Source organism: Natronolimnohabitans innermongolicus JCM 12255 (genome assembly GCF_000337215.1).
Lineage (GTDB): Archaea > Halobacteriota > Halobacteria > Halobacteriales > Natrialbaceae > Natronolimnohabitans > Natronolimnohabitans innermongolicus.
The window spans coordinates 53,613-71,588 of record NZ_AOHZ01000081.1 but is presented as its reverse complement, the minus strand read 5'-3'; the positions used below and the strand labels follow the sequence as shown (position 1 = coordinate 71,588).

21 protein-coding genes and 2 pseudogenes are annotated in these 17,976 nt (G+C 55.8%); 12 read left to right on the top strand and 11 right to left on the bottom strand.

Annotation, left to right across the window (positions count from 1 at the left end):
* The first annotated feature begins 11 nt into the window (after positions 1–11).
* Positions 12–305, top strand: a complete 294-nt coding sequence (locus tag C493_RS16885) for a DUF433 domain-containing protein (RefSeq protein ID WP_007260696.1) — start codon at positions 12–14, stop codon at positions 303–305.
* Position 306: 1 nt separating this feature from the next.
* Positions 307–651 carry a DUF5615 family PIN-like protein gene (locus tag C493_RS24245; RefSeq protein WP_007260695.1) on the top strand — a complete coding sequence of 115 codons (345 nt, stop codon included), beginning with the start codon at positions 307–309 and terminating at the stop codon, positions 649–651.
* A 42-nt stretch (positions 652–693) separates the two neighbouring features.
* On the opposite strand, the gene C493_RS16875 is transcribed toward C493_RS24245, so the two are convergent.
* The 4 genes from C493_RS16875 to C493_RS16865 form a co-directional block, all read right to left on the bottom strand.
* A complete protein-coding gene (locus tag C493_RS16875; protein ID WP_007260694.1) occupies positions 694–1,161 on the bottom strand; it encodes a nucleotidyltransferase family protein in 468 nt (155 codons plus the stop codon).
* A gap of 62 nt (positions 1,162–1,223) precedes the next feature.
* A complete protein-coding gene (locus tag C493_RS16870; protein ID WP_007260693.1) occupies positions 1,224–2,114 on the bottom strand; it encodes a glycosyltransferase in 891 nt (296 codons plus the stop codon).
* 323 nt (positions 2,115–2,437) lie between these two features.
* Positions 2,438–3,199 carry a hypothetical protein gene (locus C493_RS22810; RefSeq protein WP_152421193.1) on the bottom strand — a complete coding sequence of 254 codons (762 nt, stop codon included), beginning with the start codon at positions 3,197–3,199 and terminating at the stop codon, positions 2,438–2,440.
* A complete protein-coding gene (locus C493_RS16865) occupies positions 3,189–3,389 on the bottom strand; it encodes a hypothetical protein (protein WP_007260692.1) in 201 nt (66 codons plus the stop codon). The genes C493_RS22810 and C493_RS16865 overlap by 11 nt, the downstream gene beginning before the upstream one ends.
* Positions 3,390–3,764: 375 nt before the next feature.
* Between C493_RS16865 and C493_RS16860 the strand changes: the two are divergent.
* The 3 genes and pseudogenes from C493_RS16860 to C493_RS22805 all read left to right on the top strand — a co-directional run bounded on the left by C493_RS16860 (position 3,765) and on the right by C493_RS22805 (position 6,230).
* Positions 3,765–4,951 (top strand): annotated as a pseudogene (locus tag C493_RS16860) (ISH3 family transposase).
* A gap of 225 nt (positions 4,952–5,176) precedes the next feature.
* Positions 5,177–5,309: pseudogene (locus C493_RS23900) on the top strand (IS1595 family transposase); the annotation flags it as partial.
* 72 nt (positions 5,310–5,381) lie between these two features.
* Entirely contained in the window at positions 5,382–6,230 is an 849-nt protein-coding gene (locus C493_RS22805) for a hypothetical protein (protein WP_152421192.1), read from the top strand.
* Positions 6,231–6,276: 46 nt separating this feature from the next.
* Here the strand turns inward: C493_RS22805 and C493_RS22315 are convergent, their stop codons facing one another.
* Positions 6,277–7,482 carry a glycosyltransferase family 61 protein gene (locus C493_RS22315; RefSeq protein WP_152421191.1) on the bottom strand — a complete coding sequence of 402 codons (1,206 nt, stop codon included), beginning with the start codon at positions 7,480–7,482 and terminating at the stop codon, positions 6,277–6,279.
* A 90-nt stretch (positions 7,483–7,572) separates the two neighbouring features.
* A complete protein-coding gene (locus C493_RS22800; protein WP_152421190.1) occupies positions 7,573–8,406 on the bottom strand; it encodes a hypothetical protein in 834 nt (277 codons plus the stop codon).
* A 336-nt stretch (positions 8,407–8,742) separates the two neighbouring features.
* On the opposite strand from C493_RS22800, the gene C493_RS16855 reads away from it, so the two are divergent.
* The gene (locus tag C493_RS16855) at positions 8,743–10,188 is read left to right on the top strand and encodes an oligosaccharide flippase family protein (RefSeq protein ID WP_007260688.1); all 1,446 of its coding nucleotides are present in this window, start codon (positions 8,743–8,745) and stop codon (positions 10,186–10,188) included.
* Positions 10,189–10,276: 88 nt separating this feature from the next.
* On the opposite strand, the gene C493_RS16850 is transcribed toward C493_RS16855, so the two are convergent.
* Together C493_RS16850 and C493_RS16845 are read right to left on the bottom strand one after the other, a co-directional pair.
* A complete protein-coding gene (locus C493_RS16850; protein WP_007260687.1) occupies positions 10,277–10,534 on the bottom strand; it encodes a winged-helix domain-containing protein in 258 nt (85 codons plus the stop codon).
* Positions 10,535–10,826: 292 nt separating this feature from the next.
* Positions 10,827–11,090, bottom strand: coding sequence for a hypothetical protein (locus C493_RS16845; protein WP_007260686.1), 264 nt, complete (start codon positions 11,088–11,090; stop codon positions 10,827–10,829).
* Between the two features lie 221 nt (positions 11,091–11,311).
* Between C493_RS16845 and C493_RS23645 the strand changes: the two genes are divergently transcribed.
* The 5 genes from C493_RS23645 (at position 11,312) to aglF (ending at position 15,201) form a co-directional block, all read left to right on the top strand.
* Entirely contained in the window at positions 11,312–11,866 is a 555-nt protein-coding gene (locus C493_RS23645) for a hypothetical protein (protein ID WP_007260685.1), read from the top strand.
* Positions 11,859–12,983, top strand: coding sequence for a hypothetical protein (locus C493_RS16835; protein ID WP_007260684.1), 1,125 nt, complete (start codon positions 11,859–11,861; stop codon positions 12,981–12,983). The genes C493_RS23645 and C493_RS16835 overlap by 8 nt, the downstream gene beginning before the upstream one ends.
* A gap of 464 nt (positions 12,984–13,447) precedes the next feature.
* Entirely contained in the window at positions 13,448–13,759 is a 312-nt protein-coding gene (locus C493_RS16830) for a hypothetical protein (RefSeq protein WP_007260683.1), read from the top strand.
* Positions 13,756–14,259: a PIN domain-containing protein gene (locus tag C493_RS16825; protein WP_007260682.1), complete on the top strand. Its 504-nt coding sequence runs from the start codon at positions 13,756–13,758 to the stop codon at positions 14,257–14,259. Before C493_RS16830 ends, C493_RS16825 begins: the two co-directional genes overlap by 4 nt.
* Before the next feature lie 204 nt (positions 14,260–14,463).
* Positions 14,464–15,201 (top strand): UTP--glucose-1-phosphate uridylyltransferase AglF, encoded by a 738-nt coding sequence (aglF, locus tag C493_RS16820; RefSeq protein WP_007260681.1) that lies wholly within the window; start codon positions 14,464–14,466, stop codon positions 15,199–15,201.
* A 13-nt stretch (positions 15,202–15,214) separates the two neighbouring features.
* On the opposite strand, the gene C493_RS16815 is transcribed toward aglF, so the two are convergent.
* The 3 genes from C493_RS16815 to C493_RS16805 form a co-directional block, all read right to left on the bottom strand.
* Complete coding sequence (locus tag C493_RS16815) at positions 15,215–15,601, bottom strand: PIN domain-containing protein (protein ID WP_007260680.1); 387 nt, start codon at positions 15,599–15,601, stop codon at positions 15,215–15,217.
* Positions 15,601–15,825 (bottom strand): antitoxin VapB family protein, encoded by a 225-nt coding sequence (locus C493_RS16810; protein WP_007260679.1) that lies wholly within the window; start codon positions 15,823–15,825, stop codon positions 15,601–15,603. The genes C493_RS16815 and C493_RS16810 overlap by 1 nt, the downstream gene beginning before the upstream one ends.
* Before the next feature lie 134 nt (positions 15,826–15,959).
* Positions 15,960–16,505, bottom strand: a complete 546-nt coding sequence (locus C493_RS16805) for a CDP-2,3-bis-(O-geranylgeranyl)-sn-glycerol synthase (protein WP_007260678.1) — start codon at positions 16,503–16,505, stop codon at positions 15,960–15,962.
* A gap of 225 nt (positions 16,506–16,730) precedes the next feature.
* On the opposite strand from C493_RS16805, the gene C493_RS16800 reads away from it, so the two are divergent.
* On the top strand, positions 16,731–17,909 hold the full coding sequence (locus C493_RS16800; RefSeq protein ID WP_007260677.1) for a M24 family metallopeptidase: 1,179 nt from the start codon (positions 16,731–16,733) through the stop codon (positions 17,907–17,909).
* Positions 17,910–17,976 lie beyond the last annotated feature (67 nt).

Here is a 17,976-nt window from a genome sequence, read left to right as displayed (position 1 = left end):
ATGTTCGAGCGATGGCGACTACGCAGTATCGAATCGTCTCCGGGACCGACTCCGATATTCACGACGAGCCGCATCTCCCCGAGAGTCGACTCACCGTCAGAGAAATTCACGCCCACGTCGACGAACGAGATCTCCGTCCGGAAACGATTGCCGATCGTTTCAATCTCGACATCGCTGACGTGTACGAGGCCCTCGCGTACTACCATTCCAATCCCGAAGAAATGCGTGCGGCCGAACAGCGACACGAGCGCGCGAACGCGGTCGCAAGTGAACGCTCCTCGATGACACCGCCGAACGACGCATAAGATGGCCTACCGGTTGCTACTCGACGAAAACGTCGAGCAGGAAATCGGCTTTCGTCTCAAAAATTACGGCCACGACGTCGAACACGTCGATTTCGTTCCCGAACTCGGTAAAGGGGTCGATGATACGCAAATCGCCGACTACTCTCACTCCACTGATCGATTGATTCTCACGTACGACGACGATTTCGTTCTCGAGTTCGACGACGATGACTATCGAGCCGTTCTCTACGTTCCAGACTTGTCGATGCCGCCGGCCGACGTCGCCGATATCGTTCACGAAATGTCCGTCCACTACCCGCAACCACAGGTCCACGGACTCGAGCGCGTGAGCACCGAGTGGTTGTGATTGGGTAGATGGGTTTTGGTACGTACGAGGTTCATCTTTCTCTTAGAGTTGATCGTTCCGTAGCCGTTTCGCAGCAGCTGCCACGCGATTGCGTACGTTCTCGAACGACGGCGGATCACCTGCCACGTCCCGCTCGAGTTCGGCGCGAACGTCCTCGCTCACGACGAGGAGGGCGCCGCCGCCGTCGGTGACGACGACCACGTCGCCCTCGTCGAACGCGACGCTCGCGAACTGGGGCGTCATCGTGTGGACGTCGACAACATCGACGTCGGTCGGTAGCGCGTCTTCGAGCTCGGAACCCACCCGCAGGTACAGTTCGCTGTAGCCGTCGTCCTCCGGTCGATGCGTTTCGAACTCGAGCGTGGGATCGACGTCGCTTCGGTCGTCCATCGTCCCGCGGGCGCTCGAGCCGAATAGCATCGCGAACGAGACGGGATGGTCGGCGAGCACGCTCCGGACCGTCGTCCGAATCCGTTCGGCGGTGATCCTCGACGCGTCACCGTTGGTCATACTCGAACCAACGTGATGACCCGTCACTAGTGTGCTCACTGCGACGGTTCCTGTTGGTGTTTTCAGTCCTCGAGTCGCGGGATTCCCTCGAGGTCGTCGCGTCGCTCGCCGGTCGCGTACTCCTGGTAGTAACCCAGGCCGCGGACGCCCGTGAGGAACGTGGAGAGCGAGGAGAAGGCGAGGCGGTCTCTAGTGGGAAGGTCTCGGTCGGGCGACTTGAGGCCGCTCGGTCGCGGCGGCACGCCCGGCGTCCCGTAGCGGTCGGGGTGATAGCGCTGGAGTTGACAGAGGCCGCGGCCGACGCGGCGGTCCTTTTTGATGAGTTCGGTGAGGGAGTTTCTGGTCGGGTGGTACATCGTGGCGTCGTCGGCGAAGTGGAGGTCGTAGCCCGCCTCGTGGACGCGGTTGCCGAACTCCTTGTCGCCGCCGGAGATCAGTCTGTGGTCGAAGAGCCCGACGTCCTCGAAGACTTTTCTGCGGACGAAGAGGCAACAGGTCGGGGCGAACTGTTGGTGCTCGAGGTATTGTTCGATGGGAAAGCCCGTGTGGTGATCGTAGCGGGCTGCGAGCGTCGGGTCGGTCGGTAGGGTGAGCTCGACGTTACAGCCCATGTAGTCGGCGTCTTCGGTTTGGAAGGTTTCGAGGGCGGACTCGAGCCAGTCCTCGGGGACGGTCATGTCCGCGTCGACGAACGCAAGGATTTCAGCGGAGGTGTTTCGGATGCCCGTGTTGCGGGCTGCGTAGGAGGATTGGATTTCGGTCTCGTGAGCGAGGGTGATTCGGTCGTCGTCGTAGGACTGGACGACGTCGGGGGTTCGGTCGGCGGAGTTGTTGTCGACGACGGTGATCTGGTAGTTTGTGTGGCTTTGAGTGAGGAGAGACTCGAGGGTGGTCTGGATACCGTCAGGGTCGTTGTAGACGGGAATAATGATTGAGACGGATAAGTACGACATATAATTCTGGACAATCGTCATAGTCACCTCCAATGACAAAAAGACGTTGGTGGCATTTTCATCCAGACCCCATTTGTCTACAAGGGCTTTGAAAGATAATCTGATATTCCAACAAATCTCTACAATACGTAAAGGGTTCGATCACAAACGAGTACTTCAAGTCTTCAACACGGAGATCTGGCCTTAACCAAACACAGATGGAGCGTACATAGTATTACGTCAAACAATCAGGCACCTACTCTCGGTAGATCGTGACCGTACCTTGAGCAACCCGTCAGTGATGCCCTTAAGGAATAAAGAAGAGAATACGAAGAGGGTGGCGTTCAGTAATTGGAATACGATTTTAAATCGGATAGAATCATGTTGTATTCACTGTTAACTATGTGTTCAAAGACGAATTGATCCGCGTCAAAAAAGATAAGCGAGAGTATCTCCTTGAAACGCGATTTCTCTGCTTCAGACATTTGCTCAAATAATGTATTGCAGCGAGAAGCGTAATATTCTGGAAATTCTCCCTCTTTATCAAAAACACCTCGGCAGATGAGGTGTGCTAGTTCATCAGGTAAAGAAGGAATACTGATACCGTCAACCAACTGTCGATGTTTAAATAACTGTTCTTCAACCAGAGGGTCTACTCTGTATTCTCCACTGTTCCAAGGAGATTTATACGCAAGATGATTACGCAGGTGGACCATTATATCGTCGCTATATGCTCGCCAATCAGTGACAGTTCCTCTTCCGATTGAGCGATTGCTGCCTGATACACGGGCTATCACGTGTTCTTTTGCCTTTTTTGGGGTATTAATAACGTATTGTACTGTAGCCCGTGGGCGAGAGAGCCCTTTTATTCCGAGTTGAGCTATACCCCACCATTGGCTAGATTTCTTCGGGAGAAATCCTCGTTCTTTAGCGATATTAACGGCGCTATCAAACGAATCGGGATGAATTATAAAATCGATGTCTCCCCCCGGCGTTCTTTCGGGGAGCTGTTGATGACCTCGCGGAACGACGTATTCGATTTCGCTAGAATTGAGATCATCAAAAAGTAATCGAATTCGATTTTGTTCTGTAGTGTTATAGTTCATTTTTAGCTTGGATGAGCTTCTCCTGCCCTTCCGAAATAGCATCTGCCACTTGAAGAAACTCTTCTTTGGTTAAGTCAATCCGAACGTGTTCAGTGTGGATGTGGATTGTCCCACCCTCATTCAGTTCGATTTGATACTGTTGCCCACTCTGGGTTTCAAAATCAGCTAGTAATTGTTCAACGATCCCCATTCCGAATCACCTCCGCTGCACTTTCCACTTCATCAGCAAATTCCATATAATCGTCAATACTCATTTCCAACCTCACGTTCCGAACATGTATATGTATTGACTCTCCAATATTATCTTCGACAGCGAGTTTCGTTGCACTTTTTGGTGGCGTATCGAGGCTATCCCTAGCTAACAGATGAAGAAGTATATTCATGATGTTGAACTCAAAATAGGCTGTTCCTCATATATATATATCGCTCTTGTGTAGCACTTTGTTGATCTCACAGCATAGCTTGATGGCGTGTTTGAGTGTTTCTCTCCCTGGTTTCCGTAGTACCCTCGTCGAAATTTGAACGCTATAAGAAACTCAGTACTTCACAAAGCCGCTTAGTTAGAATATCTGCTTGTTGTGAATGTGTCTATCAAACAGCAAAAAGCAGACGTGAAATCCATGAGGACCAGCTCCTTAACTTTCTCGTTAACGTTCTTACCAGCTCATTTATACTTGACTACGGTGAGAACGCTGAAATCGACTCAGAGAACATTTTTGAGGTCCTCGTCGGCGCAACCGCCGACGGAACCTCAATCTCTTCACTCTGCGAGAAGAGTGAAGGCGCACCCTCTGGTAACGACATCCTCTATCACCTACGCACCAAGTTCGACCTCGAAACTGTCGAATCAACCGGCAATACGCTTCTCCAGCAGGATGTCCTCGAAACACTCCCTCAGCAGGTGGAGGTCGTTGCGGACCTCCAGTTGCGTCCCTACTACGGTGACGAAGACGAGACTGACAGTCTCTACTACAGCGAGGCCAAAGCAGGAACAACTGCGTTCCATGCTTACGCCACACTCTACGCCTGCGTGAACAACAAACGATACACCTTGACGGTGCGCCGTCTCACCGACGGCGACACCGCCAGCGACGTCTCGCTGAGTTTCTTGGACTGCTCACCAACTTCGACTTTGACGTCAAAGCAGTTTATCTCGACAGCGACTTCTACGACGACAAGTGTCCCACGTTGCTTCAGGCACACATTTTCGAGTACATCTCTCTGGTAATTAAGTGGGGCAGCAAGATCAAGAGCGAACTCAGCACGGGCTAGAATCGTGAGATCACTCACGATCTCACGACGTCCTACGGCGAAAACGAGTGGACTCATCGAATTCCCGGTGATGATCGATTGTACCTACAAAAACGGGCGGTACGGTGAGCATGGAGTGGCGCGTCACGGCTACGCCGTTGACGCGCCGTTCGTCAATGAACCCCGACAGGCTCGATCCCACTACAGCAAACGGTTCGGGATCGAAGCAAGCTACCGTCTCTCCGAGTTAACGATTACCTCAACGACGACGCAAGATCCTACAAGATGGCTGTGTTCGTCGTACTCAGCCTGCTGATTCAGAACATCTGGCGGTACTTGCACTGGGTGTATGTGGCGACGCCTCGCCGAGGCGGGCGTCGCCTCTGGTGGTGGCCTTTCAAAGAGTTTATCGACATGGTGACTCGGTCAGCGTGGACGGCCCTCGCGGTGCGTCGGGTCGTCCCCGCGAACCGGCCACCGGGTGATTGGTTCCACCGGTAACCGATGACCGAGAATGCCCTATCGACCAGTTGCAACACCGTCGCGTCGGCGACTGATCACCGCCGACTGCGATACCCTCTTGGCCCTTGTTGTCGGGTAGATCTACGGAGAAGAGGTTCAACTCCGATTCGTCGCCAAATCACGCTCCAAAACCAGTTAGCCGAGGAGGGTTTGTGAGGTACTGACTCTTACTTCTAAATGTAAGCAATTATTTCTAACGGCCACCATACCTGCGAGAGCCACCGAGGTATCTCCAAAGACAAACTCACGGCGTATCTCAGAGCGTTTTAATTCGTCGTTATGTCTACCGAAACCAGGGAGAGAAGCACTCAAAACCATCCTTGAAACTGCGCTCTAACTCACCAACAATCTACACCACAAAAGCGCAATAAAAAAACTCATCAACAACTAGTGATAGTATAACAGTAGAATGTCACTCTCACGCCAGCTCCGTCGAATATATGAGGTTCAAAAGTCGCAAGGAAACCGTGAAGCTTTTAACAGAGCAGTCAAGCAGAAAAAAATCTCGACCTCAAAAAAGTTGCATCGTATCCGTCGATGGATTATCTCTGACTGGGATTTCCTTCGGTTCCGACTGTGGAAACAATCGTTACTCGGCGGATATGACGCTATTGCAGACCCCTTCAAAACAATCTGGATTTCACCCACCGAAATTCGATACCTATCTTCGAAAAACCGGCCAGACCAGTATGCAGTTGGAAAAATTGAAGGTGGCGATTGGGACCAAAATTGTGAGCGGTTCGTGGACATGTACATATTTAAATGCCTTTCTGATAGGTTTGTTCACGGGAAAGAGTGGAGCGAGACGAAGTTCATTCAGGACTGTCTCTATCGACATCGTACCTGGAGAGGATGTGAAACTCCAAGGGAAATTTATAACCGCTGTAGACAGATGGATGAGCTTTATAAGAAAATAGATAGAGAAGGGTTTAAACCAACGGAAATTATGATGAATGGAGATCCTAAATCTGCTATTAAAAATGGCGGAGATATTACCGAGCATTTGGATAATATAATGGTTGATATTGGGAGAGATGGGCAATTTCTTTTTGTTGACGGAAAGCACCGTCTCTCTATCGCCAAGATACTGGATATCGATAAAATCCCCGCCAACATTCTTGTTAGACATAAAGAATGGCAAACCGTCCGTGAGGAGGTTGCACAAGCAAGTAGTGCTGACGAATTAAACGATCGAACGTATAATTACCTGCAGCATCCCGATATTGCTGATATTGTTCCTAACACAGGACATCAATAGCCCTATTCAGTACAATTTCTACTTAATCCAACGCCTAAATTAGAGTTTATATACTAATTGATTGTATTGCATTCCTGAGATTGTCAATATTCGCAACCAAGTCTTTATGCCTTGGCTTAATACCTTTGCCAACTACATCACAAAGAAGAAAATCATAATCTAATCCTAATTCTTGGGATAATAGGAAAAAGTGATATGTGGGCGGTCCCTCCTCAGAGAGCAGTTCTATGACAGTAGCGTTTTCGGCGAATAATAATGATGATAGACCAGCACCGTGTGGTCCGACGATAATGTCTGCGTTGTTGAACATCGATATCTGTTCACGGAGTGTGTACCTTCCTGGTTCGTACCGTTCAAATCCAAACGGACGCAGTAGGTCCATCACTTGAGTTTCATTCCTGACAAGACGCCTCTCAGCATCTTCTCGAGATACATAAATAAGGTTTGAGAACTTATCATCTATATCGGAGGTTGCCGATATCAGTCGATTTCGCAACCATCGAATTTCACGCGGAGAGGGAGACACTTCACCGTGGCCTCGTCGCAACAGGTTCGCCGTTACGAATAGTCGTTTGACGGATGTCGGTTCGCCCGACCATTCAATCCAATCCCCTTCATCATACCCTAACAGCCTAAGACATTGCTTCTGGACTTCCTTCGTATTCTTTGGAATGATGTATCTAGGTTCGATTCCAGTTTTATCTGAGAATTGTTCGTAGCGTTTGACTCTTGGGAGAATTTCACAAAGCCACATCGGCATTCCAGTGCGGTGTGACGTCAAGAGAAAAGCAGATTCAATTGAGTTCTGGGGTTTATTTTTAGCAATTGAATAGTATGCTGCGGAAAGGGGACCAATATCTTCGTAAAAGATTTCACGTCCAAAGGAGGTGTCTAATCCGAGGGTCGTGGGAACGAGGTACTTATTCTGTACTCTGATCAGGGGACTATTCCCGATCAGTTCGGATTCGGATAGTTCGTAAACGTATCTTTCTGCAATTTCAAACTCCCCCTCCGCTTTACGTAGATTGGCTGGTGAAGAGACATGTAGAGACCCAGAGTAGTCAATCATCTCAGTATATGACGCTGCGACTTTTGTCTTACTTTGAGACAAATCTTCAATGGTTAATTGGGGGTAGTGGAGAAAAAAACCGGCTGGTTTCTTTTTAAAAAGGAGAGTTGCTCCGGCGTTCAACGTCCCAAATAAACCATCATAGTGGAAACGATGGATTGCCCTCTCCGTGATCGATCGCATATCCAAAGCAGGCTTGGGGACAATTTATACCTTCTGACCGACGGTGAGTCGAATTTTACACAAACCATAGCCTTTCCCAGCAAGTTATATTCAAGAAGAAGAGAGCCCTTCATAGAGATTCCTCAGATCAGGGTGGCCGAGGTGTTTGTGCGTTTGATCTCCAATTTCATTTCCATTATCTGAATTACGAATTTTATCCCTTAATTTTTGCCATTTTTTGTGTCTAACCCTGACCACCACCGGTATTTTATCAATATCTAATATTTTAGCTATTGAAAGCCGATGATTTCCTGAGCTTCGCTTGGCCAATGTGCCGTCTCGATATATATTGACACAAATCTCGTTTAGTGCAGGATGTGGATTATCGTGTGTAGAATCTTTGACCTTCTCAGGTTCTCTGTTCAAAATAGTCTGCTGGGTTAGATACCCTTGAGAATCTATCCGGTAGTATAGCTGATCGATTGTTTCAAAATACGAATCGATATCAGTCACTCCCTTGATAGACGACTTCTTGCCGGAGTTGAGTTCTTTATTGTATTTATTATATAGGTCGGTGTCTTCCCAGTTTTGACCGTTAGTGAACCGGTCGACCAATGATTGGTGTAAAGTAGTGTTTTCGAACCGCTGTTGGGGCACATCCCAATCACCACCTACCACGTGGCCAAATCTCCATGGGCCACCACTATGGTAATATTCAATATCAGCCGGATCAACCCAAATCAAACGGAGTGGGTTTGCATCACTTGTCCACGGCACTAACACGGATCGAATCTCAAACCAATACCATAGCACATCTATAGGAAGTTCCTTTATAATAGCACGTCTCCAAAACACTTTCTGAAATGAAAATGCTGCCGTCCTTCGTATCGAATTCGCAATTCCACTTTCTGGATAGAATGTATATAATGGGTGGGGATTCGTCATTGGTTCTTCTCACCTGATAACAAATGTTGAACCTACCTTTAGAATGGGACAATAATAAATTCTCTGCAATGGTTCTGTTTATTATCCACAACGAAGCTGTGACTCCCCTTCTAATTTATTCTTTGGATCATCAATAGCTCTGTGCATTACGTCTGGAATTATGGGTTGTGAATAGCATGGGTATTGAACTTACGGCTTCAGTAATCTATCGCGATCATAGTACGAAATCTCCATATCGTAGTGGTACCGTGGCCGACGAACAAGACAATGATTTTACGTCGATCGTTCGTCCGATAGTCCATACGGTAATCGTTCCGTTTCGAAAATAGTCAAGTCATGCGCCTCGGACAGACCTCCGCCGTCTACCTCGTCTCGAAGGTCCTCGGATCAGTTCTTGGGTTCCTCGCGACGGTGTACTTTGCGCGTGTCCTTGGTGAGGACGTACTCGGCCAGTATGCACTGGTACTAGCGGTGGTCACCTGGCTCGGAATCGGTGGCAAAGTAGGAATCAACCGAGCAATCACCAAACGGATCAGCGAGGGTGAAGAGCCAGAAGAGTTCACGGGGGCCGGCCTGGTCGTCATGGGGGCGATGATGACGATCGTCGCTGTTGCCGTGATCGTCTTTCGCGAGCAGGTCAACGCCTACGTCGGCGTTCCCGTCGCCGAGTTCGTCGTCTTGCTGCTATTCGTGACACTGTACAAGTCACTTATCAACGCGTCGCTGAAAGGGAATCACCTTGTCCACGTCTACGCGATCCTCTCGACGGGCAGACAGGGTACGCGAGCCGTCGCTCAGATCGGGCTGGTCGCTCTGTTCGGCCTCGGACTCTCCGGCATGCTGTGGGGATATGCGATCGGCTACCTCGTGACGGCCACAATCGGTCTCTGGGTACTCGGACTGCGTCCGTCGATGCCCGGGAAAGAGCACATCGTTAGCCTGTTCGAGTACGCGAAGTACGCCTGGCTCGGCAGCATCCGCGGGGAGTCGTTCGAGACCGTCGACATCGCTGTGCTCGGCTTTTTCGTGACCCAGGGGCTGGTCGGGATCTACTCGGTTGCCTGGTCGATCGGCAAGTTCCTCGATATCTTCGGCAGTGCCGTGAGCAACACGCTCTTCCCCGAGATGAGCAAAGTGTCCGCGGAGAACGACGCCAATGCCATTGCCGGACTTGCCGAAGACGGACTCACTTATGCCGGGCTGATCCTGATCCCAGGGCTCGTCGGGGCGCTCGTAATCGGTGACCGACTGCTACAGATTTACGGCGACTCGTTCGTCGCCGGTACGGACGTCCTCGCGATTCTCGTCCTCGCGCTGTTGATCTACACGTACAACAAACAACTACTGAGCATCCTCAACGCGATCGATAGACCCGACCTCGCGTTCCGAGCCAACGGGGTCTTCATCGTCGTGAACGTGATCCTGAACGTAATCCTGATCTGGCAGATCGGCTGGGTCGGTGCCGCCGTCGCGACCGCACTTTCTGCTGCAGTTGGTCTCGTTCTCGCGTACTATTACGCCAGTTCGTACGTACCGTTCTCGCTTCCGGTAGCCGAAATTACCCGTCAGTGGATTGCGGCTATCGGAATGGGTGCTACGGTATACGTCGTCCGCCAGCTCACCGAAACACACTGGCTCGCGGAGTACAATGCTGCCTTCGTCGTCGCACTCGTGAGCGTCGGAGCGGCAGTGTACTTCGGCACGTTATTCGTCATCTCGAGGACGTTCCGAACCACCGTTACGGATAACCTGCCGTTCGATCTGCCCTTCGTTCCAAATTGAGCAGCGATCATATTCACGCTGATTTTCCAAGTACTCCATGAGAAGCACGGCTAACGGCTATTCAAGATACTGATCAGTGCAACTAGGCTTAGTCCATTTCTTCCAAGTCGCTCAACTCGAGTTCCCCCTCGAGATACGCCATCCCCTTCTCACTAACCTGATAGTACCCAGCGTCGTCGACCTTTTCGACCAGTCCGTGTTCCTCGAGTTCCGTCAATCGCTTTCGGACGGTCGAGTAGCCGATTTCGTGACCAGACCGATTCAGATTCCGGTACAGCGGCTTTGCCGGGAGCTCGAGGTCGTGTTCCGCGAGGAACTCGAGAATGAGTCCGTCTTTCAGCGACATCCACGCAGGTCGGGGGCGCATTCGACGCAGTCGTCCCACTGGCGGACATTAACTTGGGTTGGTTCTCTGAAATTCGACACAATACCGTTCCCACTTATAGCGTAAATACGCTAGAATATAAGTACTGAAAGCGTGTTCGTAGAACATATAGATCGGTCAGATGAACGCACTACCCGTCTACCCGACAACAGAAACCCGGTGCGTACAGCCTACTCTTCCCGATTTGGCTCCGACTCAGCGACCAACTGGCGCATCGAAGACCTTCACAAAAGAGGTAGAACCGCAGACGACGTTACGACGCGTCGTCGGCCTCGAGCGTCCCCGCATCCAACTCCCCGTCCAAATACGCTTCACCAGAATCAGCCAGCACGTAGAAGCCTCGAGAGGGCTTTTCCACCAGTCCACACGAGGCCAGTTTTCGACAGCGAACACCTACGTAGTCGTTGTTCCGGTCGATTTCCTCCGCGATGGATTTCGGCGTTCCCGCGCCGTGGGCCTGCAGGTACTCGAGAATCTCGTCGTCGGCTCGCGTCATCCACTCGGCACGCTTTCGCATCTGTGTAGCACTGTTGGAGGGAGTTCTATCAAGGTCCGTCGTAGCAGTGCTGTAGAACTGCAATAGCCATCTAAAACTACGCAAAACATACTTTTATGTTTCTACAGTAACCAGTATGCAACAACGGGATACCGGATCGACCACGGCGATCCGTGAAAACCGCGGTCCGGTGGTAGAGACACCGTGCCCGCGAGAAGCTCCCGTAACCACACTACGGAAGCATGTCCAACGACGATTCGCGGGGTAATGAAAGCCCCGACCGACGGGACGAACCGACGCCCTCGAGCGCCATCCGAACCCACCTCGAGGCTCTAGACAAACTCACGCACGCGTTACTCGAGGCGCTTCACGACCCCCGGACGAAAATCGACGGCCGGACGCTCGCCGACCACGAACGCCGCGAGGCCAGCCTGCGCTGTCGCGAGATCAGAGCGGAGACGAGCCAGCTCGGCCTGTTGCTGTTCGGCACGGAGGCGTTGATCCCCTACCACCCGGAGGGATCGGTCGACCTCGCCGACGCGGGCTCGGGCGTGACGGTCTACTCGGGTCCGGATCCGGATGCGTTGCGGCGCGACCAGCATACCGACGATACCCAACGCGACCAGAACACTAACGACCCAGAACACGACCAGCGTTCCGACGACACCAAACGCGACACGGACCCCAACGATCCAGAACGCGACTCGAGCGACCACACTAACAACCTCGAGGACGCCCACTCCGAAAACAAGCACCCTGACGACGATCGAACGGACGAGGAGGGAACCGATGACTGAGGCCGCCCACGGCGCCGACGATGCCCCCGACCTCGAGACCGTCCTCGAGGAACTGCGCGCCCTCCGCGCCGAGACGGAGACCCTTCGAGCGAAGACCGACCGCCTCGAGACGCGAGTCGCGGATCTCGAGTCCGAACTCGCCGACCGCGACCGAACGATCGCGAGCCTCGAGGCGACGGTCGACGCGCTCGAGACCACGCTGTGCGAGCGGCTGGACGAGCACGACGACCGGCTGTCCACTCACGCCGACCGACTCGAGGACCACGACGCCCAACTCGAGGACCACCACGACCACCTCACCACCCACGACACCCGACTCGAGTCCCACGACACCCACCTCGAGACCCTCCGGCGAGAAACCGACCGCCTGGACGCCCTCGCCGAAGCCACCCGCAACCGCACGGGTGCGAACAAGGCCCGCCTCGAGGAGCTCCAGACCCGCGAACTCGAGAAGGGCGCCCACCTCCGCGAGTCGAACGTCGACGTCCACGAGATCGAGGTGCCCGGCGACCGACTCGAGCGCGTCACCAAATCCGACGGCGAGCGCTACCTCAGGGTCCCGGCACACGACGACCCGCTCGAGCGCACCCAGGACGTCGCGCTCGCCCACGGGGACCTCCTCCCGGTCCAGCAACTCGCCCGACTGGACGAGGACCTGCGGCGCTCGAGCACGGACGCCCTGCCGACCAGACTCGCGGCGAAGCTCTGGGAAGCCCGCGCCGACCCCGCCGTCGACGACGATCCCTGGAAGAACGGCTGCAAGTCGATCCGGGAGTACGTCACCGCCGGCGATCTGAAACACTGGATCCGCAGGCAGGAACCCGGGACGAGCGACGCCTACGCGAAGAAGCTCGTCTCCCGCACGATCGACGCGATCCTCGAGCTCTCAAAGAACCGCCTCGCGGTCCGCAAGCGAACCCAGCGGAAAAACGGCCTCGAGTACACCGAACGCCGGCTGATCCTCCCGGCCGACGCCGAGATTCCGGGCGAGACGAACCGTTCGACCTCGAGCGGTACCCGGGCCGACTCGAGCACTCCCCCGACCGACTCGAGTTCGAGCGCTCGCTCGAACGACGGCGACGCCCCGGACCCGGAGACAGCTGACGTCCTCGGCTGACCGTGGACGCCCGCGAGTACCCCCACCTCGAGCGCGCCTCGAGCGAGGCCCCCACCCGCTGACCCACCACACGATCCCACGCCAGCGGTCGTCTAGCTCGTGTCGGTAGCCGTGGCTGTCCCTGCTCGAGCAGTCCTCGGCAGTCCACGGCGGGACGCCCTCGAGGTTCCCGCCGAAGACGACGGTTGTCCACGGGCGTCGAATCGATGAGGTAACGAGACGGTGGCGTACCACCAACTCGGGACTCATGCCTATATAAAATATAAATAGAATTTGAACGCCAGCGCTACCGTGGAATTCAGCAACAAAACGAATTGAATCGGCGAGCTCCGTACACGATGTCCCGTCGGTCCCGGTACAGCCCGTACTCGCTGCGGTGGTCAACGAGCCCGATTCCTCGAGTCATCACCGAGAACACCCGACCCGCCGACAGAACTACGGTGGTATGCACACAATGTACGCGTATGAGTTCGAGCACTCGCGTCCATTTTCGCGCGCCCGAGCGATTGATCGAACAAGCCGACGCGCTCGCCATCGCGGAGGACAAGAACCGAACCGACGTCCTCGTCGAGGCGCTTCGAGAGTACCTCGCGAACGCGAGCGACGAAGAACAGGTCCAGCAGGCGATCGCGAACGCATACTACGAGGACCGACTCGAGTACGAACAGGTGAAAGCGATCGTCGGCGTCGAAACCGCACAGAACTTCCGAGTGCTCAAGCGTCAGTTGACGGACGATCAGCTGAGTGAGGACCTCGCGGTCGCACTCGACGAATGACTCTCGTCGCAGATACGTCCGCGCTCGTCAGTATCGCGAGTACCGACGACGCGCGGAAAACGGCGCTTCCGTTGCTCGTGGACGGATACGACGTTATCGTTCCCGAACGCGTACTCGAGGAACTCGAGTCGATCGCAGCGTACGAAGACGCGCACGGAACGGCGGCGCGAGCAGTTCTCGACGAACGTAAGCGGCTGACGATCCGAGCGGCGGATCTCGATCCGGAGTTTCCGCTCGACGACGGTGAGAACGCAGCGGTACAGCTAGCCGACGAACTCGAGGCGACGTTTTTCTACTGTGACGAATACAACCAGCTCGCGCTCGTTCACGCGTCGCTTTCAGACGCGCGACTCGTGACGACGCCCCGGCTCCTGAAGGCGTTCGTCGTCAATGGAAACTGTTCGGCGACGACGGCGAAAGCGTTGCTCGAGGGCATCGCGCAGCAGCGAAGCTGGGACGGAAACGCGTACGTTCAGCAGGCGACTCGCCTATTCGAGTGATTCGAGGCGAACCCGTCGAGCCGATCGCGAACGCGTTCGGACTCCCTGCCCGCTCGAAACCCGACCGAGCTGACCGCTCGAGACCTGACCGACCTCGATTCGATCACGGGTCCGAGAGTCGCCCAACGTCGACGAGCGCGACGCGCCGGTTCCGAGACCGCTCGCTCACAAAGTATATACGACCGCATCGGAACCGTCTGTCACATGCAAGCAGTCGTATTAGCGGCGGGCAAGGGAACCCGACTGAAGCCCCTGACTGACGACAAACCCAAAGCCCTCGTCGAGGTCGACGGCAAACCCCTCGTCGAGGACGTTTTCGACAACCTCCTCGAGATCGGCGTCACGAAGCTCGTCGTGGTCGTAGGCCACATGAAAGAGCAGATCATCGAACGCTACGGCGACGAGTACGAGGGCGTGCCGATCACCTACGCCCACCAGCGCGAACAGCTGGGTCTCGCTCACGCCATCCTCCAGGCCGAACCGCACATCGACGACGATTTCGTCCTGATGCTCGGCGACAACGTCTTCCGGGGGAACCTCGGCGACGTGATCAACCGCCAGCGAGAGGAGCGAGCGGACGCCGCCTTCCTCGTCGAGGAGGTGCCCTACGAGGAGGCCTCCCGCTACGGCGTCCTCGACACCAACGAGTACGGCGAGATCGTCGAGGTCGTCGAGAAGCCCGACGATCCGCCGTCGAACCTCGTCATGACCGGCTTCTACACGTTCACGCCGGCGATCTTCCACGCCTGCCACCTCGTCCAGCCCTCCGACCGCGGCGAGTACGAACTCCCGGATGCGATCGATCTGCTCCTCCAGTCCGGCCGCACCATCGACGCCATTCGGATGGACGGCTGGCGCATCGACGTCGGCTATCCGGAGGATCGCGAGGCGGCCGAAGAACGGATTCAGCGAGCGGAGAAAGCGCCGGCACCCGCAGAATAAGCGCGACGGTCGTTCAGTACGTTCGGATCCGGAGATCCGGAACGCGTTCGAAATCGGAAGCGCCCGTAACCAGCGGCTCCCCGTGTTCGATCGCGGTCGCGGCGATCAGGCAATCGTTGAATCCGAGTTCCGAACCGGATTCGATCAGTTCGGCCTGGATCCGTCCGGCTCGACGCGCACAGGATCGAGTGATCTCGAGCCAGAGCAGCGACTCGAGGAGCTCCTCCGTTCGACGAAACTCTTGCACCGAGCCGAGGTTCGCGCCGATCCAGAGTTCAGCCGCTGTAACCGGCGAAACGGCGTGTCTCGTCCCCTGATCGTCGAGATCGGTCATCGTCTCTGCTGCGGCATCCGTTCCGTTGAGGAGATCGATCAGGAACGGCGTATCGAGACAGGCCATCAGTCGTAGAGACGTTCGAGACGCTCGTCGTTTCGGTCTCGACTCGTTTCGATCGCAGCGCGAGCTCGGTCAGCGGTATCGTCATCCCACGCGTTCCAGAACTCCGAGAGTTGCCGCTGACCGAGGAGCCGATCGATCGCCTCGCCAAAGCTCTCGTCGGCTCGGCGTTCTTCGCGGAGCTTTTCGTAGACGTCGTCCGGGATCGAGATGTTCTTGCTGCCCATATTGTATTGTGTGTGCTGTGTGTGCAAACATATGTCGGCGACTGAACCTGTACTACGGGGAGCGATGCAGATGAAGACGGAAATGGGTAGTTGTCGACCGTTCGGACGAGATATCGAACTGTGGTCGAATCTCCCTACCAGGGCTCGTTCTTCAGCCCGAGTTTGTAGGCGATCATGTTCGTCGAGACGTGGAGGATCGGCGTGAGGATCACGACGACGAGGATGACCTCCCACGTGAAGACGTCGGTGAACCACGCGAAGTCGAGCACCGCGGCGAGCGGCAACGAGACCACGACGAAGTCGAGCTGGTCCAGCCCGGGGAACATCGCGCCGCGCTGGCGGCCCGTTCGCCGTTTCAGGAACGAAGCGAGGATGTCCCCGAGCATGGCACCCGCGGCCAGACCGAGCGCAGCGAGCGGCGTGAACTCGGGGACGTCGACGCCGATCGCGCTCTCGACGTCGCCCGCGAAGAGACTCAGAATACCTGCGAGCGCCAGCCCGGCGACGATTCCGGCCGCGGTGCCGCGCCAGGTCTTCCCGTCGCCCAGAACCCGCTTGTCTCCCCAGGTCCGACCGCCGTCGATCGGACGGCCCCCGCCGGCCAGCACCGCCGCGTTGTTGGGGACGTAGGCGGGCAACATCGCCCAGAACGCGATCACGAGCGTCTCGAGTAGTGTCATGTCCGGCCGAACGAACCCGGGTGTCTTAATCGCCGGTGGTTCGCCGCGAGTGAGTGACCGGCTCCCGTGACTGACGCTCGTTTCGAACGGTTCCGAAGACCGGCCGCCTCTCGGCCCCGACCGACCCGTTCTCGACGGCCACAGTCGAGTAAACAATATCTGTAACTACTATACACGAAAAGTTTTTACTATTCCTGATCGATCACCCACGTAGGGCCTGTTACCATGTCTCGAGACGTTTTCGACGACGCGGAGTACGAACGGCGGGTCGAGCGGACGAAAGCGCGGTTGCGCGAGGAGAACCTCGACGCGCTCGTCGTCTCCGATCCGGCGAACATGAATTACCTCACGGGCTACGACGGCTGGTCGTTTTACGTCCACCAGGCGGTCGTCGTCACGCCCGACCGCGAACAGCCGGTCTGGGTCGGCCGCGAGATGGACGGCGGCGGCGCGCGGGCGACGACGTATCTCGACGACGAGAACGTCCTGTCCTACAGCGACGATCACGTCCACTCGCCACACGACCTCCACCCGATGGATTACGTCGCGGGCGTTCTCGAGGACCTCGAGGTCGCGGACGGCCGCATCGGTCTCGAGATGGACGCCGCCTACTTCACCGCGAAGTCGTACACCCGACTCCAGCGGAACCTCCCCGAGGCCGACTTCGAGGATCAGACGCTGCTGGTGGGGTGGGTCCGGATCAAGAAGTCCGAGCAGGAACTCGAGTACATGCGCGAAGCCGCGCGCATCTCGGAGAACGCGATGCAGGCGGGGCTCGACGCCATCGAGGAGGGCGTGCCGGAGTACGAGGCCGCGCGAGCGATCTACGACGCGCTCATCGCCGGCACCGACGAGTACGGCGGCGACTACCCTTCGATCGTCCCGCTGATGCCTTCGGGCGATCACACGGACACGCCGCATCTCACCTGGACCGATCGTCCCTTCGAGGACGGCGACCCGGTCATCATCGAACTGTCGGGCTGTCGCCACCGCTATCACTCCCCGCTCGCCCGAACCACGTTCGTCGGCGACCCGCCGGAGGAACTCGAGCGCACCGCGGATATCGTCGTCGAGGGGATCGAGGCGGCCCTCGACCGCGTCGAACCCGGCGTCACCTGCGAGGCCGTCGAGGAAGCCTGGCGCGAGACGATCGCCCAGTACGGCCTGGAGAAGGAGGACCGAATCGGCTACTCGATGGGCCTCGGCTACCCGCCGGACTGGGGCGAGCATACCGCGAGCATCCGTCCCGGCGACGAAACCGTCCTCGAGGAGAACATGACGTTCCACATGATCCCCGGCATCTGGACCGAAGCGGTCGGCATGGAGATCAGCGAGACGTTCCGCGTGACCAGCAACGGGGCGGAGACGCTGGCTGAGTTCCCGCGACGGCTGTTCCGAACGTAGCTCGGCGGCCGGATCGACGACACCGAACCTCGCGTCCCACGTAATGCCGGCACAACACCGAACCCAC

Coding starts and splice junctions, on each gene's coding strand:
- C493_RS24245 (WP_007260695.1), top strand. CDS start 307: ATGGCCTACCGGTTGCTACTCGACGAAAACGTCGAGCAGGAAATCGGC.
- C493_RS16810 (WP_007260679.1), bottom strand. CDS start 15,825: ATGGGCAGCAAGAACATCTCGATCCCGGACGACGTCTACGAAAAGCTC.
- C493_RS16875 (WP_007260694.1), bottom strand. CDS start 1,161: ATGACCAACGGTGACGCGTCGAGGATCACCGCCGAACGGATTCGGACG.
- C493_RS16850 (WP_007260687.1), bottom strand. CDS start 10,534: ATGTCGCTGAAAGACGGACTCATTCTCGAGTTCCTCGCGGAACACGAC.
- C493_RS16830 (WP_007260683.1), top strand. CDS start 13,448: ATGAGTTCGAGCACTCGCGTCCATTTTCGCGCGCCCGAGCGATTGATC.
- aglF (WP_007260681.1), top strand. CDS start 14,464: ATGCAAGCAGTCGTATTAGCGGCGGGCAAGGGAACCCGACTGAAGCCC.
- C493_RS16885 (WP_007260696.1), top strand. CDS start 12: ATGGCGACTACGCAGTATCGAATCGTCTCCGGGACCGACTCCGATATT.
- C493_RS16800 (WP_007260677.1), top strand. CDS start 16,731: ATGTCTCGAGACGTTTTCGACGACGCGGAGTACGAACGGCGGGTCGAG.
- C493_RS16815 (WP_007260680.1), bottom strand. CDS start 15,601: ATGGCCTGTCTCGATACGCCGTTCCTGATCGATCTCCTCAACGGAACG.
- C493_RS22805 (WP_152421192.1), top strand. CDS start 5,382: ATGTCACTCTCACGCCAGCTCCGTCGAATATATGAGGTTCAAAAGTCG.
- C493_RS16825 (WP_007260682.1), top strand. CDS start 13,756: ATGACTCTCGTCGCAGATACGTCCGCGCTCGTCAGTATCGCGAGTACC.
- C493_RS16855 (WP_007260688.1), top strand. CDS start 8,743: ATGCGCCTCGGACAGACCTCCGCCGTCTACCTCGTCTCGAAGGTCCTC.
- C493_RS16805 (WP_007260678.1), bottom strand. CDS start 16,505: ATGACACTACTCGAGACGCTCGTGATCGCGTTCTGGGCGATGTTGCCC.
- C493_RS22315 (WP_152421191.1), bottom strand. CDS start 7,482: ATGCGATCGATCACGGAGAGGGCAATCCATCGTTTCCACTATGATGGT.
- C493_RS23645 (WP_007260685.1), top strand. CDS start 11,312: ATGTCCAACGACGATTCGCGGGGTAATGAAAGCCCCGACCGACGGGAC.
- C493_RS16865 (WP_007260692.1), bottom strand. CDS start 3,389: ATGGGGATCGTTGAACAATTACTAGCTGATTTTGAAACCCAGAGTGGG.
- C493_RS16835 (WP_007260684.1), top strand. CDS start 11,859: ATGACTGAGGCCGCCCACGGCGCCGACGATGCCCCCGACCTCGAGACC.
- C493_RS22800 (WP_152421190.1), bottom strand. CDS start 8,406: ATGACGAATCCCCACCCATTATATACATTCTATCCAGAAAGTGGAATT.
- C493_RS16870 (WP_007260693.1), bottom strand. CDS start 2,114: ATGTCGTACTTATCCGTCTCAATCATTATTCCCGTCTACAACGACCCT.
- C493_RS16845 (WP_007260686.1), bottom strand. CDS start 11,090: ATGCGAAAGCGTGCCGAGTGGATGACGCGAGCCGACGACGAGATTCTC.
- C493_RS22810 (WP_152421193.1), bottom strand. CDS start 3,199: ATGAACTATAACACTACAGAACAAAATCGAATTCGATTACTTTTTGAT.